This is a genomic window from uncultured Gimesia sp. (assembly GCF_963972345.1).
Classification (GTDB): domain Bacteria; phylum Planctomycetota; class Planctomycetia; order Planctomycetales; family Planctomycetaceae; genus Gimesia.
The window spans coordinates 21,980-36,683 of the sequence record NZ_CAXAVM010000023.1; the positions used below are offsets into that span (position 1 = coordinate 21,980).

Below are 14,704 nucleotides of genomic sequence, written 5' to 3' on the forward strand. Positions count from 1 at the left end.
TGATGCGGACCGAATTATGATATCTTGAGTTGAAATATCTGTTCTCCGATTCCGATGACTTCGCACAGATTGACCTAAGGGAATTCCGCAAAATTAGGAGTTATAATCTTTTTAAGTCAAGTCAGAGCTATCCGAATCGATTCAGATTTGGACTCGAGAATTTTATGAAAAGATGGTGTGATACGTACAGCTGACGGTGAGCCTGATTCTTGAAACAAATGGAACCCTAGATAGACCCTGAGCCATGCAACTGATGTTAGAGTTTTCCTCAAGTTCGCACTTGTGGGTACTGGAGGTGTTTACTGCCCTCTGGTTTTTCGTGATGGGGTCTGTGATTGGCAGTTTTTTGAATGTCGTCATTTATCGAATGCCTCTGGGATTAAATATTTCTAAACCCAAGTCCCGCTGTCCGGTATGTGAAACACCGATCCAGACGCGAGATAACCTGCCGATTCTGGGCTGGCTTCTGTTACGAGGCAAATGCCGCACCTGTCAGACACCGATCTCGGTACGGTACCCGATCGTTGAAGCACTGACAGGTATCTTCTTTCTTCTCTTATATATCCTGCTGGTCCATTCTGGTGGGCAGTTTCTTCCCTACCGCACTCCCAACCGTTTCTGGGGGAGTTATCAGATCCTGGAAGGTCGGACCTGGGACCTGATTGCCATAGATGTCTATTACAGTTATCTGTTTATCGTTCTGCTGGCATCAGCCTACATTCATTATGATGGTCAGGAAATCCCCCGCCGGTTGTTACTCTGGTGTTTTGCGATTGGCCTGGGGGCTGGAGCAGTCATTCCTGCTTTACATCCTGTTCCGGCTTTTATTTCCACTCCGTCAGAACTGTCAACTGGCAAAGGACTACTTAATGAAATTAACTATTACGGTGTGCTGCAGGCAGCCATTGAAATGGAAACGCTCAAGACACTGGGTTGGGGGCTTTTATATGGCATCATTACAGGAGTCCTGTTCTGCTGGCCGGTTTTATTCAAGCAACAATCAGCCAGCCCGTTCCGGTCACGAACCTCCTGGTTGCTGATTCTGGTGGGCGTTTATCTGGGCTGGCAGCAGGTGGTGACTGTCGGGTTTCTGGCGGCATTCTGTCTGTTCTGCTTTGAGCTGTCATTCAGGGGAAATCGATCTTTACTATTGCGATTGCCGGCATCAGCTTTTATCGTAGCGATACTTACATTACAGTTATTGTTCGGTAAGTATCTGACAATCCTTCCCTTTCATCTAAGTTACCTGAGCTATCTGCTCGTAACAGCCACTCAGATTGTAGCAATCCCTGTTCTGACGGGACTGTCGCAGTCGATCTATATAAAACGGGTACTTCAAAGTCATACAGAGGACCAGATTTCAAGTAATGAATCCAGATCCATCACATTCTGATCTCACTTTGCCTGATGTCGTCCTGCGGTCACTTGAAAGCGGGGAATGTATCCAGTTGCTGTTATGCAAGCCGAGGGAGAAGCAGGTTTCAGCTTTGAAAAAAGTTACGATGAGACCTTTGGAAATCAAAGGAAAACCCCATTTTCAGTTTGCTTTCCTGCGAGGCAGGCAGGAAGTTCATGAGAATCTGCTGCAGGCTGAGAGTTTTCAGCGACTCAGGGAACTCTGGTCAGAATATTTTCAAGAGGGATATCTTTTTACGCAGCACGCTGACTATCATTTTCGCAAATCAAAGCAGGGAACTGTTTCTTTGAAGAAACATGCCCCGACCAAAGCGCGCCAGCAGGAATCGGAAACACATAACCGAACGAAACAGTATCTGATTCCTGAAGGGGTGCCCTGCACTTTTCTGGAGGCGATTGGTGTGATGACTGACACGGGCAAGGTGAAGTCAGCACAATACCGCAAGTTTCGACAGATTAACCGCTACCTGGAATTCATCAATGATATTGTGCCCTCCCTGTCGGGGAGTGGAGAACTCAATATCGTTGATTTTGGTTGTGGTAAAAGCTATCTCACTTTTGCCACACATTATTTATTCACCGAAGTCCTGAAACGCAGAGTGAACATAACGGGGCTCGATCTGAAGCAGTCTGTTGTATCGCACTGCCAGCAGATTTCCGCTGATCTGCACTGTGATGGCCTGACATTCAATACGGGAGATATCTCCCGCTTTCAATCAGGTTCCCAAAAATGTGATCTCTCCATTTCCCTGCATGCCTGTGATACGGCGACTGATGCCGCGATTGCAGCGGCGATGTCTGCTGATACGGATGTGATCATGGCCGTGCCCTGTTGCCAGCATGAACTATTTCAGCAGATCAGCAGCGGGCCCCAGGCCGGTTTATTGAAACATGGAATTCTGAAAGAGAGAACAGCCTCCCTGGTGACAGATGCCTTACGGGCTCTGGTACTGGAAATCAGTGGTTATCGTACTCAGGTAATCGAATTCATTGAGACGGAGCATACACCCAAAAATCTGCTGATCCGAGCGGTCAAACGACAGTCCCGACTGCCAGTGCGGGAGTGGCGCGAACTGGTCAAACAGTTTCGGTCATTAAAAGAGCAATATGGAATTAACACATTTTATCTGGAGCAGGCATTGGGAGAACAATTTCAAAAACAATGCCAGACTTCGGGACATATCATGACAGGGATTGATGGATAGACTTAATGATGCCTGAGGAATCAGAAACAGATCCCCAAACAGAACCAAAACGAATACGTGTCCACTCCAGTGTGATGCTGTTTGTCTGCCTTACGCTGGTGTCGGCTTTTTTGATTTACTGGATTCAGATCCGTGAGACAAATCAGCCTGTTTATCCATCAGGAAACTTCAATCCAGCGCCTGCCGTGGCTGTCGTGCCTTCCGGGAGTGCGCACAAAGCAGAGGTGGCTAATATCCAGCCAGGTTCTGTTTCCTCTGACTCAACAGTGGATCTTGTTCTGACTCAGGCCACCAATCGAAAACCTCTCTTACCTGACCTGAATACCATCAACGAAGGTGAACTGGAATCAACCAGCTGGCAGAACCCTTTTTACAAACTGTTCTGGAAAAGTCAGGGCTGGCTGTTCACCGAAGAAGGAATGGAATCTGCTGCGGATCAGGTTTCAGTGGCAACATTCAACAGGCCGTACCAGAAAATCAGTGTCAGTTTTCGTGTGGCAGTTGATAAGGATTTTCCGGAATTTGAACTGCAGTTACTGACCAGGAAAGAAGATCATGTCGATCAGATTCTGGTTTCCAGTGTCATTCATTTTCGAAATGATGCCGTCAGTATTTCGGAATCTGTCGGGAATACCAGACTGGAACTGAAACAGGTCAAGTTAGATCTGAGTCGAACCAAACCGGAAGCCGTGCCTGTAAGGCTGGTGGGGACCGGGAACCGCTTTGTGGTCAGTATTGGCAGGCGGCGGGTGCTCACCTGTGCCCAACCCGCACTGCAGTCGGGAAAAGAATGTTTTCTGTGCTTTCTCACTAATCGGCAACGCGTCAAACTGACCTCTCTGAGAATTGAAGGCGAGTGAATCTGAGGGCAAATTCTTCAGAAAATGAGGAGTTCAACAGGGGAAATCAGAACTGTACATCCAACAAAAACTTGCAATCTGCCATTTCTGCTGGTAACCTGAATGAGAGCCTCTTACCGGGTTCTGAGTTAAATCTTTAGGATGAACTAAATCGTTTCTCATTTTGAAGATATTGCAGCGATGTTCTGCATCAGACTCAATGAACAAGCGACCTGCCTGCTTCTCCAGCGAACCCGCATTCTGATTTATGTTCCTGAGTGGGAACGGAGTTGATCCAATATCACAGAAACGCGGCTTACCTTCTATATCGGGTTTTTCCATGCGGGATTTGTTAAGACATGTGACAGCCACTGTATTGATCACCACAGCCATGGTGCATTCCGGATTCGCAGCGGACAACAAAGTCGGCATAGATTTCGAAAAACAGATTCGTCCTCTTTTAAAGCAGTACTGTTACGACTGTCATTCCCAGGATGCTGAAGAATCGGGACTGCGTCTTGATTACGGAGCCAATATTCTCAAAGGGGGGGACCGGGGACCATCTGTCATTCCCGGTAAAAAGTCCGACAGCCCCTTGTTTCAGAGCCTCACGGGACAGGGTAAAATTCCCCGCATGCCACACGACATGCCTCCTCTCAAACCGGAGGAGATCAATCTGATTGGAGAGTGGATTGAACAGGGAGGCCACATTCCAGAATCAGAGTCGGTTCTCACGCAGTCCCAGGTGTCATCGGAGCACTGGGCTTTTCAACCCATAAAGCGTCCTGCCGTTCCCGTAGTCACACAGCAGGACTGGGTTCGAAATCCGATCGATGCCTTTATTCTTCAGGGGCTGAATCAAAACAAACTGACTCCTTCAGAAGAAGCTGAGCGGCATACACTGATTCGCCGATTAAGCCTGGATTTAACAGGTTTACCTCCCACGGTGGAGCAGGTACAGGCGTTTCTGGCCGATACGGAAACGGGGGCTTATGAAAGACTCGTGGATCAATTGCTGGCATCTCCTCATTATGGAGAACGCTGGGCCAGGCACTGGCTGGATGTGGCCCGTTATGCGGATTCAAATGGATTTACAATTGATGGACCGCGTTCGATCTGGAAATTTCGGGACTGGGTCATCAAGGCCATCAACGACAACATGCCCTTTGATCAGTTTGTCACAGAACAGTTAGCCGGGGATCTGCTACCGCAGCCTGCGACCGAGCAGTTGATCGCGACCGGATTTCATCGAAACACGCTTATCAACCAGGAAGGGGGAACCAACCCCGAGCAGTTCCGCGTGGAAGCAGTGGTGGACCGTGTGAATACAACAGGAGCCGCTTTTCTGGGGCTGACCGTTGGTTGTGCACAATGCCACAAACACAAATATGATCCCCTGACACAGCGGGATTTCTATCAGCTGTACGCCATCTTTAACAGTACGGCTGATATTAACAGTGCCCCGCCTACTCTCGCGTTACCCACAGACGAACAGAAAACCAGGCAGACTGAACTCAAGCAGCAAATTGCCATGCTAACCAAGCAACTGGCTGAGCAGGAAAAATTGCTTGCTCCCGAATTCGAAACGTGGAAAGCGTCAATCCAACAGACTTTTAATGATGACAAACAGCATTGGTCTGTTCTCAAGGCTCAGGATGCGATCTCAGAAAATGGTGCGACCATTACGATTCTGGAAGATCAGTCTTTACTGGTGGGCGGAAAAATTCCCAACAATGATGTCTATCGTGTCGAAACCGAAAATATTCCCCCGGAAACAACGGGATTAAGACTGGAAGTTCTCACCCACGAGAGTCTGCCGAAGAAGGGTCCTGGCTGGGCAGGCAATGGAAACTTTGTGCTGGACGAAGTGATTGTTGAAGTCGCGAAAAAAACTGGGGATCTCTGGACGGATTTTGAACCGGTAAAACTGGTTCAGGCTACCGCGGATCATTCACAGAATAAGTTTCCCGCGAGTTACCTGATTGATGGCGACCTGAAAACCGGTTGGGCCATCAATGTCAGTCAAGGGAATATGAACGTGAACCGCAGGGTTTTGTTCTCATTACAATCACCATTGCAGCATTCCGAACCGATGAAATTAAGGGTGACTTTAACGCAGACTCGTGATGCGAAATACAATGTGGGACGCTTTCGAATTTCTACAACAACCATCGCCCCAAGTGTTTTCAATGTCGATCCGGGCCTGCTGGACATATTGAAAGTACCTGAAGAAAAGCGGGATGCAAAACAGAAGACCAGCATCAAAGAGGCCTTTCATAAGTCAAACCCTGAGTGGGTAGAACTGAATCAACGGCTGACCAAACAGAAAACAGAGCAGACCAGACTTAATAAAGACATTGTCACCACAATGGTCATGAAGGAACTGCCAAAGCCACGTGAAACCTTTATTCTATTGAGAGGGAATTTCCTGGCTCCCGGAGCCCCCGTCAGTCCGGATGTACCCGCTGTCCTGCCCCCGTTTCCGCAAGAGGTGAAAGAACCGACGCGTCTCGATTTTGCCCGCTGGCTCACCAGTCCGGAACAGCCCTTAACCGCCCGCGTGACCGTTAACCGCTACTGGCAACGCTTTTTCGGCAGAGGTATTGTGGAGACCGAGAACGATTTTGGTACTCAAGGCACACCGCCAACTCATCCTCAACTGTTAGACTGGCTGGCCTCGGAATTCATGCGGCTGAAATGGGATGTCAAGCAGCTTCACAAGCTGATTGTAACTTCCGCCACTTATCGACAGGCCTCCGACTTCAGGTCGGAATACCAGGAACAGGATCCCCGTAATCTTCTGCTCTCAAGGCAAAACCGTTTTCGTATGGAAGCCGAGTCCATTCGGGACCTGTTTCTGGCCAGCAGTGGTTTGCTGACCCGAAAGATCGGCGGTCCGAGTGTGTATCCACCGCAGCCGGAAGGGATCTATGTTCTGACACAGAATAAGAAAAGCTGGCCTGAAGAGCAGGACGCTGATCGATTTCGTCGAGGCATGTATACTTTCTTCTGGCGTTCGAGTCCATATCCAATGCTGCCGACATTCGATGCCCCCAACAGCAATACCACGTGTACCCGCCGCGTGCGTTCAAATACGCCGTTGCAGGCGCTAACACTGGCTAATGACCAGTCCCTGTTTGAACTGATCCAGGGACTTGCGCTCCGGATTCTTCAGGAAGGACCTGATTACGATGAGGGAAGATTAAGACAGGCTTTTCAAATCTGTCTGTCACGTACTCCTGCAGATCATGAACTGGAAGTTTTGACACGATACCTGAATGAACAGAGAGCCTGGTTCAAAAAATCACCACATCAGGCGAAGCAGGTTGCTGCCAGCGATTTGCCCGAAGAGATCGAAATAGCGGAAGCTGCCAGCTGGACTGCTGTCGCACGCGTGTTAATGAACCTGGATGAATTCATTACACGCGAATAACACTTCTTCACTATGAATGTCTATCACTGAGTATCAAAGGCGTTCTGGGAGAGAGATACATGAGTTTAAATAATCTGGGTTTACGAGATCTGACACGCCGCCATTTTTTTGAAAATTGCGCCGTGGGGGCGGGGGCCATCGGTCTGGCGGCTTTGATGCAGTCGGAACAACAGGCGCAGGCTGCGGCTTCCACACTCGGTAAAACCCATCATCCACCGAAAGCTAAAAATGTCATATTCATGTTCATGGCTGGCGGACCCAGCCAGCTGGAAATGTTTGACTATAAGCCGAAGCTGCAGGAGCTGGAAGGTCAGGTCATTCCGGAATCGTATGTCGAAGGCAAGCAGTTCGCCTTCCTGAAAAAAGACGCGAAGTTACTGGGAACGCGACGGAAATTCAAAAAATATGGTGAATCAGGTACCGAACTGTCCGATGTGGTACCGCATCTGGCGAGTATTGCGGATGACATCACCATCCTGAAGAGTATGAAAACGGATGTATTCAATCACGGGCCCGCCAAACTGTTTATGAATACAGGTACGCAACAGTTTGGACGCCCCAGTATGGGGGCCTGGGTGACATATGGGATCGGCAGTGAATCGCAGAACCTGCCAGGCTTCGTCGTATTACAGTCCGGTCCCCGTGGTCCGCGCGGTGGCGCTCCGTTATGGGGGAGCGGCTTTCTGCCGACGACCTACCAGGGTGTGCCGTTTCTAAATGGTGCCGATCCAATTCTCAATTTGTCAAATCCGTCTGGAATTGATTCCCAACGGCAATCGGAGTTTATCGAGACCGTAAACCAGTTAAACGCGCTGCGATTGGAGAAGACGCGGGATCCTGAAATAGCAACGCGCATCTCCGCCTATGAAATGGCATATCGGATGCAGTCCAGTGCTCCTGAATTAATGGATCTTACTGGCGAGACAAAAGAGACACTGGACTTATATGGTGTTGATCCGGCGACGCCCTCTTATGCCCGCAACTGTTTACTGGCGCGCAGGTTAATTGAAAAAGGGTGCCGTTTTGTGCAACTTTATCACACTGACTGGGATCATCATGGGAACAAAGGGACGGACCTGGAAGAGTCGCTGGATGCCCGCTGCCTGGAGACGGATCGTGCGTCAGCAGCTCTGGTGAAAGACCTGAAACAGCGTGGTCTGTTAGAGGATACGCTGGTGATCTGGGGAGGCGAATTTGGTCGGACACCGCAAGGAGAGCCACGCGATCTGATAGGCCGCGATCACCATATAGATGCCTTCACCATGTGGGTCGCTGGTGGCGGATCCAAACCTGGTGTCACAATAGGAGAAACTGACGAACTGGGATATTACTCAGTGGAGGACACAATTCATGTCCGCGATTTTCATGCGACGGTCTTACATCTGCTGGGGATCGATCATCATGAGCTTTCCTATTTTTACCAGGGTCTCGATTTCCGCTTAACGGGAGTCGAAGAAGCGCATCTGGTGAAGAAAATGCTGGCTTGAAAGGAGGGGTTCGGCTCAGGCTGATAAAAACTTGAGCGAATTATGAAGAAATCCTCTGGACAGAATTTGCAGATTCCATTATCACTCGCCTCTCTCTCGCACATCTCTAAATCTTAACAACTCACTTCACCATTCTTGCTGTCACTCCAACGTCTTTTTTCCCCATTACCCTGTAATCACGGAGGCATGGATGCCACCGGAGTCCAATACCGGTCTATCCGGATCGATCATGCGCAACACCGGGCTGATTTTCCCACTAGTCATAGTGAGTTCAGTCCTGGTAATCATTGCGCCTCTGCCTCCGTTCGTGATGGACTTTCTGTTGTCCTGTAATATCACCGTTTCCGTAGTGATTTTGATGACAACGATTTATGTCAAGCGTCCACTGGAATTCAGCGTATTCCCGGCGATTCTGCTGGGGACCACATTGGCACGACTGGTGCTTAACGTGGCGTCCACCCGTTTGATTTTAACACGTGGGGCTGCCGACGGGACTGCTGCTGCCGGGGGTGTCATTGAAGCTTTCGGTCACTTCGTTGCTGGCGGTCAGCTGGTTGTGGGGCTGATCATCTTTGTGATCCTGGTTACGATTCAGTTTATGGTGATTACGAAAGGTGCGACCCGTATCAGTGAAGTCGCTGCCCGTTTCGCTTTAGACAGTATGCCCGGGAAGCAGATGGCCATTGACGCCGATCTGAATGCCGGTTTAATCAGTTCCGATGAAGCCAAATCCCGACGCAGTGAAATTACTGAGCAGGCGGACTTCTATGGTTCCATGGACGGTGCCAGCAAGTTTGTCCGCGGCGATTCGATTGCCAGTATCATCATTACCCTGATCAATGTTGTCGGGGGACTGTATGTCGGGATGGTCGACCACGGCATGGAACTCTCAAAAGCTGCTACCGTATTTACAACATTAACAATCGGCGATGGACTGGTCACACAGGTTCCCGGCTTCCTGATTTCACTGGCTGCCGGCTTGATTGTCACGCGAACTTCAGTCGACAGTAACCTGCCAGGCGATGTGGTGAAACAGTTCTCAGGGCATCCGGAAGCCCTGTTTCTGGCTGCCACATTTCTGTTTGCCCTGGCGTTTACTGGCCTGCCCGCTGGACCGATGCTGGCTTTAGCCATCGGATGTGTGGTCACTGGGCTGATGCGGCGAAAAGGCCTCCAGGCAGCCGAGGTAAAGAAACAGAAAGCAGAAACCCAGCAGCAGACCCAGAGTCAGCCTGAACCGAAACCGGAAGATCATCTGTTTGTTGATCCCCTGGAACTGGAGCTGGGAGTCGGATTGTTAAGACTGGCTGATCCTGCTACTGGTGGTGATTTACTCGACCGTGTGACGCGCATCCGGCACAAGATCGCCCAGGAGCTGGGAATTATTCTTCCCAAGGTTCGTATCCGCGATAACATCCGACTGGGACAGCGTGATTACCAGATTAAGATTCGCGATGTCGCCGTGGCCTGGGGATCGATTTATCCCGATGGATTACTGGCCATCGATACGGGAGCGACCAACGGAGATATACCGGGTATTGATACAGTAGAACCCGCATTCGGTCGTCCGGCCAAGTGGATTGAACTGGGGCAGAAAGAACGTGCGGAACTGATGGGCTATAACGTGGTGGAACCTTCGGCAGTCGTGATTACCCACCTGACTGAAGTGGTACGGGAACACAGCAGCGAACTGTTGACACGGGAACAGGTCCATGGCCTGATTGAGAACCTGAAAGAGTCCTCGCCCAAAGTTGTTGAAGAACTGATTCCTGATGTATTGAAGATCTCCCAGGTGCAGCATGTCCTTTCCAATCTGCTTCGCGAACGGGTGCCGATCCGCGATCTGGAGACCATTCTCCAGTCCCTGGGCGATTATGCAGATCGCACCAAGGAGCCCATGATTTTGACTGAGTACGTTCGCAACGGCCTGGCACGTGCCATCTGTCAGCAGTATCGAGACAGTAAACGACTGTTGAGAGTCGTGACGCTTGATCCGGAACTGGAAGACGTATTGATGTCAGGCATTGATTACAACGAACATGGTCTGGTCATCAAGCTGGCTCCACAAACCGGCGAAGTGATTACCCAGGCCATCGCAGATCAGATCGAACCTCTGGTGGAATCAGGCGGACATCCGATCGTCTTGTGTAATCCCCAGATCAGGGCAGGTCTGAAACAGATTACATCTCCCATGATTCCCCGGTTAATCGTCTTGAGTCTCAATGAAATCACCCGTGATACTGATGTGGAAGCGATCGGTCAGATCTCTGCCAGTCGGTTGAAAAAAGAGGTTGCCGCCGGAGCAGCATGAAAATATCCTGATTCGCAAACGCGATTTAATACAAACAAATACAGAAACGATCTCAACGGAATAATAAACAGAGGAAACATCAAGTATGTCAGATGTTCGAACATTTAAAGCGGCTTCCATGCAGGAAGCACTGACGCTGGTGCGGGAAGAGATGGGCAGCGAAGCCGTCATTCTGCAGACACGTCAGATTCCGGGTCGCAAAAGTCTGTTGCCCTGGTCCAGAACACAGGAAACCTATGAGATCACTGCGGGCCTGGGCATCGAAACAAAAACTCCGGCTGCATTACAGAACAAAAATCGCTCATCCAGGGCCGGCTCTGCTTTAAGGCACCGGGCCTCCAATCTGCCACAGGAAAATCGTCAGCGGGAAACAGTCTCTCAACCACTGACCGCACATCAGGAAGCTCCAGCTGCTCGACGCGAAACCGCACCCCGTCGGGAATCAGCGTACTCCCATCCATCGGAACAGCCGAGATTCCGACAACGATTCGCAGAAGCTGCCCCGCGCGAAGTAACTCCGTCACAGAAACATTTTGATCCGACAGAAGAATTTACTGAGAAGCTGAATGCAATTCAGGAGATGCTGGAGTCTCTGGATCGTCGTACCCGCTCACATCGATCCAGTGATGTACCTTCTGAACTGTTTCATATCTATACCGATCTGATCGAAGCGGAAGTCGACGAAAGTATCGCCCACGATCTGATTACCAGACTGAAAGAGCACGCGAGTCATGAACAGTTAAAAGACTCAGCTGCCAGCAAATCGCTTCTGGCTGCGTTGATTGAATCTCAATTGGTCTGTTCCCAGCCGATTCGTCCTGTGCCCGGGCAACGTAAAGTCGTGGCACTGGTAGGACCAACGGGAGTCGGTAAAACAACCACGATTGCCAAACTGGCAGCTAATTTCCGCCTGCGTGATAATATTAAAATGGGACTGGTAACGGTCGACACCTATCGAATTGCCGCTGTCGAACAACTGCGAACGTATGCCGAAATCATCGACCTGCCCATGCAGGTGGTCAGTACGCCAAAAGAAATGCAGCAGGCACTTGATGAAATGGTGGGCCTGGATCTGGTGTTGATTGATACCGCAGGTCGCAGTCCCAGTGACGATCTTAAAATTCAGGAGCTGGAAAGACTGTTTCGCGAAGTTCCCATTGATGAAGTCTCGCTGGTGATGAGCATGACATCCAGCGTAAAAACTCTGGAAGCGATTGCCCAGCGGTTCCAGGTAGCACGACCGACATCAATGATTCTGACCAAACTGGATGAAGCCCCTGTGATGGGCAGTCTGTTGACCCTGAGCCAGAATGTGAAACTGCCTGTTCGATATCTGACAACCGGCCAGGATGTACCCGATGATATCGAGCCGGCCAATGCTGCCCGGATGGCACGTTTGATACTGGGCGAGGATCAGCCGCGTTAAAAAGTCGTATTTCAAGAATTGTATTAACAGTACATAATCACGTTCAATAATTTCGTTACTCACGAGATCCAGATATAAGGAAGTCGCGATGGCTCCAGCCGTCAATGAATGGACCTTGAAGCAGGTGGAAGCAGTTCCTCCTGCCAATCCACCTGAAGTACAGTCATCTGTAACTTCGCGGGGGGATCAGGCGAAGGTTCTGCGTGGGCTGATGGAGCAGCGACGACCTGGCATCATTGAGAACAACAAAACCTCGCATTGCAGGACGCTGGCAGTCTGCAGTGGAAAGGGAGGAGTCGGCAAATCGGTATTGTCACTGAATCTGGCTTTGGCGCTGGCACAGTCCGGGGCTTCCGTCTGTCTGATTGATGTGAATCTGGCGCTGGGCAATATTGATCTGTTATGCCGTCTGAATGGTTACTGGAATCTGTCGCATGTTGTCAGTGGCGCCCGTTCCTTAAAAGAAATTCAGCTGGAAGGCCCCCTGGGTATCAGTGTCGTCACGGGGGCCAGTGGACTGACAGACCTGGCAGACTGTTCTGAAGCTGTCCGGAAAGATGTCCTGGGGCAGATGCAGGAACTTGAAGCCAATCACGATTATCTGATTCTGGATAATGGAACAGGCATTCATCGCAGTATCAGGCAGTTCGTGACATCAGCCGACAATGTTCTGGTCATGACCACTCCCGAACCGACGGCCATTGCCGACGCTTATGCGACAATCAAATCACTCTCTAACATACCATCGCTGGAGATCCAGGCCCTGGTCAATCAGTATACGTCAGACGATCAGGCTGAAAAGGTTTTCCAGCAACTTAAGAAAACAACGGAACTGTTTTTACATACCGGTTTAACACAAGCCGGTCAGATTCCCCATGACATGCATGTTGTTCAATCTGTTTATGATCGGAAACCATTTGTATTAAGCCACCCGGATTGTCCCGCTGCGGAATCAATATTCCGTCTGGCGAATACATTACAGGCACGACACCAGGCAACTGAACCACAAAACAAACAAGAGTCTTACTTTCCGCGACTTTGGCAGCGATTGCTGGGCGAAGCCGCGTAACCCCCCTTGGGTAAAAGGATTGAAACCACGGGAAACACTCTCTCATCTCTCACTTGTTTCCTGTTCGATCCCTTACTTGAGTCACGTCACTACTAAATCCCTTAACAATTGATTCCATTCGCTGTAACTGCAGATCCTGGTCTGTAGATGCGTATCTCAACCGCCGGTCTTCCCGTGAATTACGGGTTTACCTCGAGGATCGGATTACGCATCGGCGACAATTCAAATGTTAATGTTTAACGGTTAATTAAATTGTAGGAGAAAGGTTAAAATTTCTGGAGCAGGACGCCGATACTTAAGGATAGACGAGTGAAGGTCTCTTCGGAGTGAAGAGAAACCTCTCGCTCAAAGGTTTTTCAAACTCTATCCGGAAATATTCTGTGGCCCTGCATTATGCATTTCGATTATCGCTAATCGCTTTTGCGACTGAATCAGTCCGAGGTGTCCTATCTCATTCTGATTTCATCGGCGCGACACAATCCGCACTCATAGCAGCCGTCATTTTTTTTGGTCTGGGTCTGTTGTTCGGAGAAGTTGCCGCTCGTGTGGTTGAAGAATCAGCACGAGCAAGTTTTGAAAAATGGAAAAATAATCTTGCTTAAATATAAAATGTTTTAGCAGTCCTCGTTTCATCTTAATCCATATGAAGCGGCTGTATGTTGATCACGGAGGAGTAAATGGCCATCAAAGCCAGTGAAGAAATCGCAGAAATCTGGAAGGTGTTCAAGCAGGATCAATCCGACCAGTCCTTGCGTAACAAGCTCATAGAGCAATACGTTCCGCTGGTTCGTTACAATGCAGAACGAGTCTGGGCGAAGCTACCTGAAGGGGTAGATCTGAACGACTTGATTTCGGCTGGTGTGTTTGGGCTGATGGATGCAATTAATGCATTCGACCTGGAGCGGGGGGTCAAGTTTGAGACCTACTGTGTCCCCCGTATTCGTGGAGCCATGCTGGATGAGCTGCGCACCATGGACTGGGTACCACGCCTGGTTCGCAGCAAAGCCAGCAAGCTGGAAGCAGCCCGAAAATCAGCCGAAGCAGAGCATGGTCGTCCGCCCGCGGACGAAGAGATTGCGCGGAAAATGCAATTGTCCCGCAAGGAATTTGAGAAGCTCAAGAACGAGGCGAATGCCGTCGGTCTGGTGAGCCTGAATAAAAAATGGTATGAAACCGACAGCTACAAAGATGTTCGGGAAGTGGATATCCTGGAAGACGCCAAAGGGGAAGACCCCACCAAGAGCATTCAGAAACGGGATCTGATGCGACTGGTAACCAAAGGCCTGAATCGGAATGAGCGTCTGATTATCATTCTGTACTATTATGAAGAACTGACCATGAAAGAGATCGGCAGCACGCTGGGGCTGTCGGAATCTCGCGTCAGCCAGATGCATTCGAGCATCGTCAACCGCCTGAAAGAACAGCTGGGTCGACGTCGCCCTGAATTTGCTTAACCGCTACAATTCGTGATCAAACAAATGAAAAAGGCCTCCATCTCAATGGGGGCCTTTTTTACGT

General features: G+C 49.8%; 11 protein-coding genes. 10 read left to right on the forward strand and 1 reads right to left on the reverse strand.

Annotated elements, in window-relative coordinates:
* Positions 1-244: 244 nt before the first annotated feature.
* The 3 genes from AACZ40_RS06065 (at position 245) to AACZ40_RS06075 (ending at position 3,481) form a co-directional block, all read left to right on the forward strand.
* On the forward strand, positions 245-1,393 hold the full coding sequence (locus tag AACZ40_RS06065; protein ID WP_291166476.1) for a prepilin peptidase: 1,149 nt from the start codon (positions 245-247) through the stop codon (positions 1,391-1,393).
* Positions 1,394-1,502: 109 nt separating this feature from the next.
* Positions 1,503-2,621, forward strand: a complete 1,119-nt coding sequence (locus AACZ40_RS06070; RefSeq protein ID WP_291166475.1) for an SAM-dependent methyltransferase — start codon at positions 1,503-1,505, stop codon at positions 2,619-2,621.
* Between the two features lie 5 nt (positions 2,622-2,626).
* Positions 2,627-3,481, forward strand: a complete 855-nt coding sequence (locus AACZ40_RS06075; RefSeq protein WP_291166474.1) for a hypothetical protein — start codon at positions 2,627-2,629, stop codon at positions 3,479-3,481.
* Between the two features lie 33 nt (positions 3,482-3,514).
* Here AACZ40_RS06075 and AACZ40_RS06080 read toward each other — a convergent pair whose 3' ends face one another.
* The gene (locus AACZ40_RS06080; protein WP_291166472.1) at positions 3,515-3,802 is read right to left on the reverse strand and encodes a hypothetical protein; all 288 of its coding nucleotides are present in this window, start codon (positions 3,800-3,802) and stop codon (positions 3,515-3,517) included.
* Here AACZ40_RS06080 and AACZ40_RS06085 point away from each other — a divergent pair.
* The 7 genes from AACZ40_RS06085 (at position 3,801) to AACZ40_RS06115 (ending at position 14,640) form a co-directional block, all read left to right on the forward strand.
* On the forward strand, positions 3,801-6,893 hold the full coding sequence (locus tag AACZ40_RS06085; protein WP_291166471.1) for a PSD1 and planctomycete cytochrome C domain-containing protein: 3,093 nt from the start codon (positions 3,801-3,803) through the stop codon (positions 6,891-6,893). The genes AACZ40_RS06080 and AACZ40_RS06085 overlap by 2 nt on opposite strands.
* A 59-nt stretch (positions 6,894-6,952) precedes the next feature.
* Entirely contained in the window at positions 6,953-8,380 is a 1,428-nt protein-coding gene (locus tag AACZ40_RS06090; RefSeq protein ID WP_291166470.1) for a DUF1501 domain-containing protein, read from the forward strand.
* Between the two features lie 190 nt (positions 8,381-8,570).
* Positions 8,571-10,691, forward strand: a complete 2,121-nt coding sequence (flhA, locus tag AACZ40_RS06095; RefSeq protein ID WP_291166469.1) for a flagellar biosynthesis protein FlhA — start codon at positions 8,571-8,573, stop codon at positions 10,689-10,691.
* An 85-nt stretch (positions 10,692-10,776) separates the two neighbouring features.
* Positions 10,777-12,117, forward strand: a complete 1,341-nt coding sequence (flhF, locus tag AACZ40_RS06100) for a flagellar biosynthesis protein FlhF (RefSeq protein ID WP_291166467.1) — start codon at positions 10,777-10,779, stop codon at positions 12,115-12,117.
* Positions 12,118-12,205: 88 nt separating this feature from the next.
* Positions 12,206-13,186: a P-loop NTPase gene (locus AACZ40_RS06105; protein WP_291166465.1), complete on the forward strand. Its 981-nt coding sequence runs from the start codon at positions 12,206-12,208 to the stop codon at positions 13,184-13,186.
* A gap of 326 nt (positions 13,187-13,512) precedes the next feature.
* Positions 13,513-13,788, forward strand: coding sequence for a hypothetical protein (locus tag AACZ40_RS06110; RefSeq protein ID WP_291166463.1), 276 nt, complete (start codon positions 13,513-13,515; stop codon positions 13,786-13,788).
* Positions 13,789-13,863: 75 nt separating this feature from the next.
* Positions 13,864-14,640, forward strand: a complete 777-nt coding sequence (locus tag AACZ40_RS06115; protein WP_291166462.1) for a FliA/WhiG family RNA polymerase sigma factor — start codon at positions 13,864-13,866, stop codon at positions 14,638-14,640.
* The last annotated feature ends 64 nt before the right edge of the window (positions 14,641-14,704 follow it).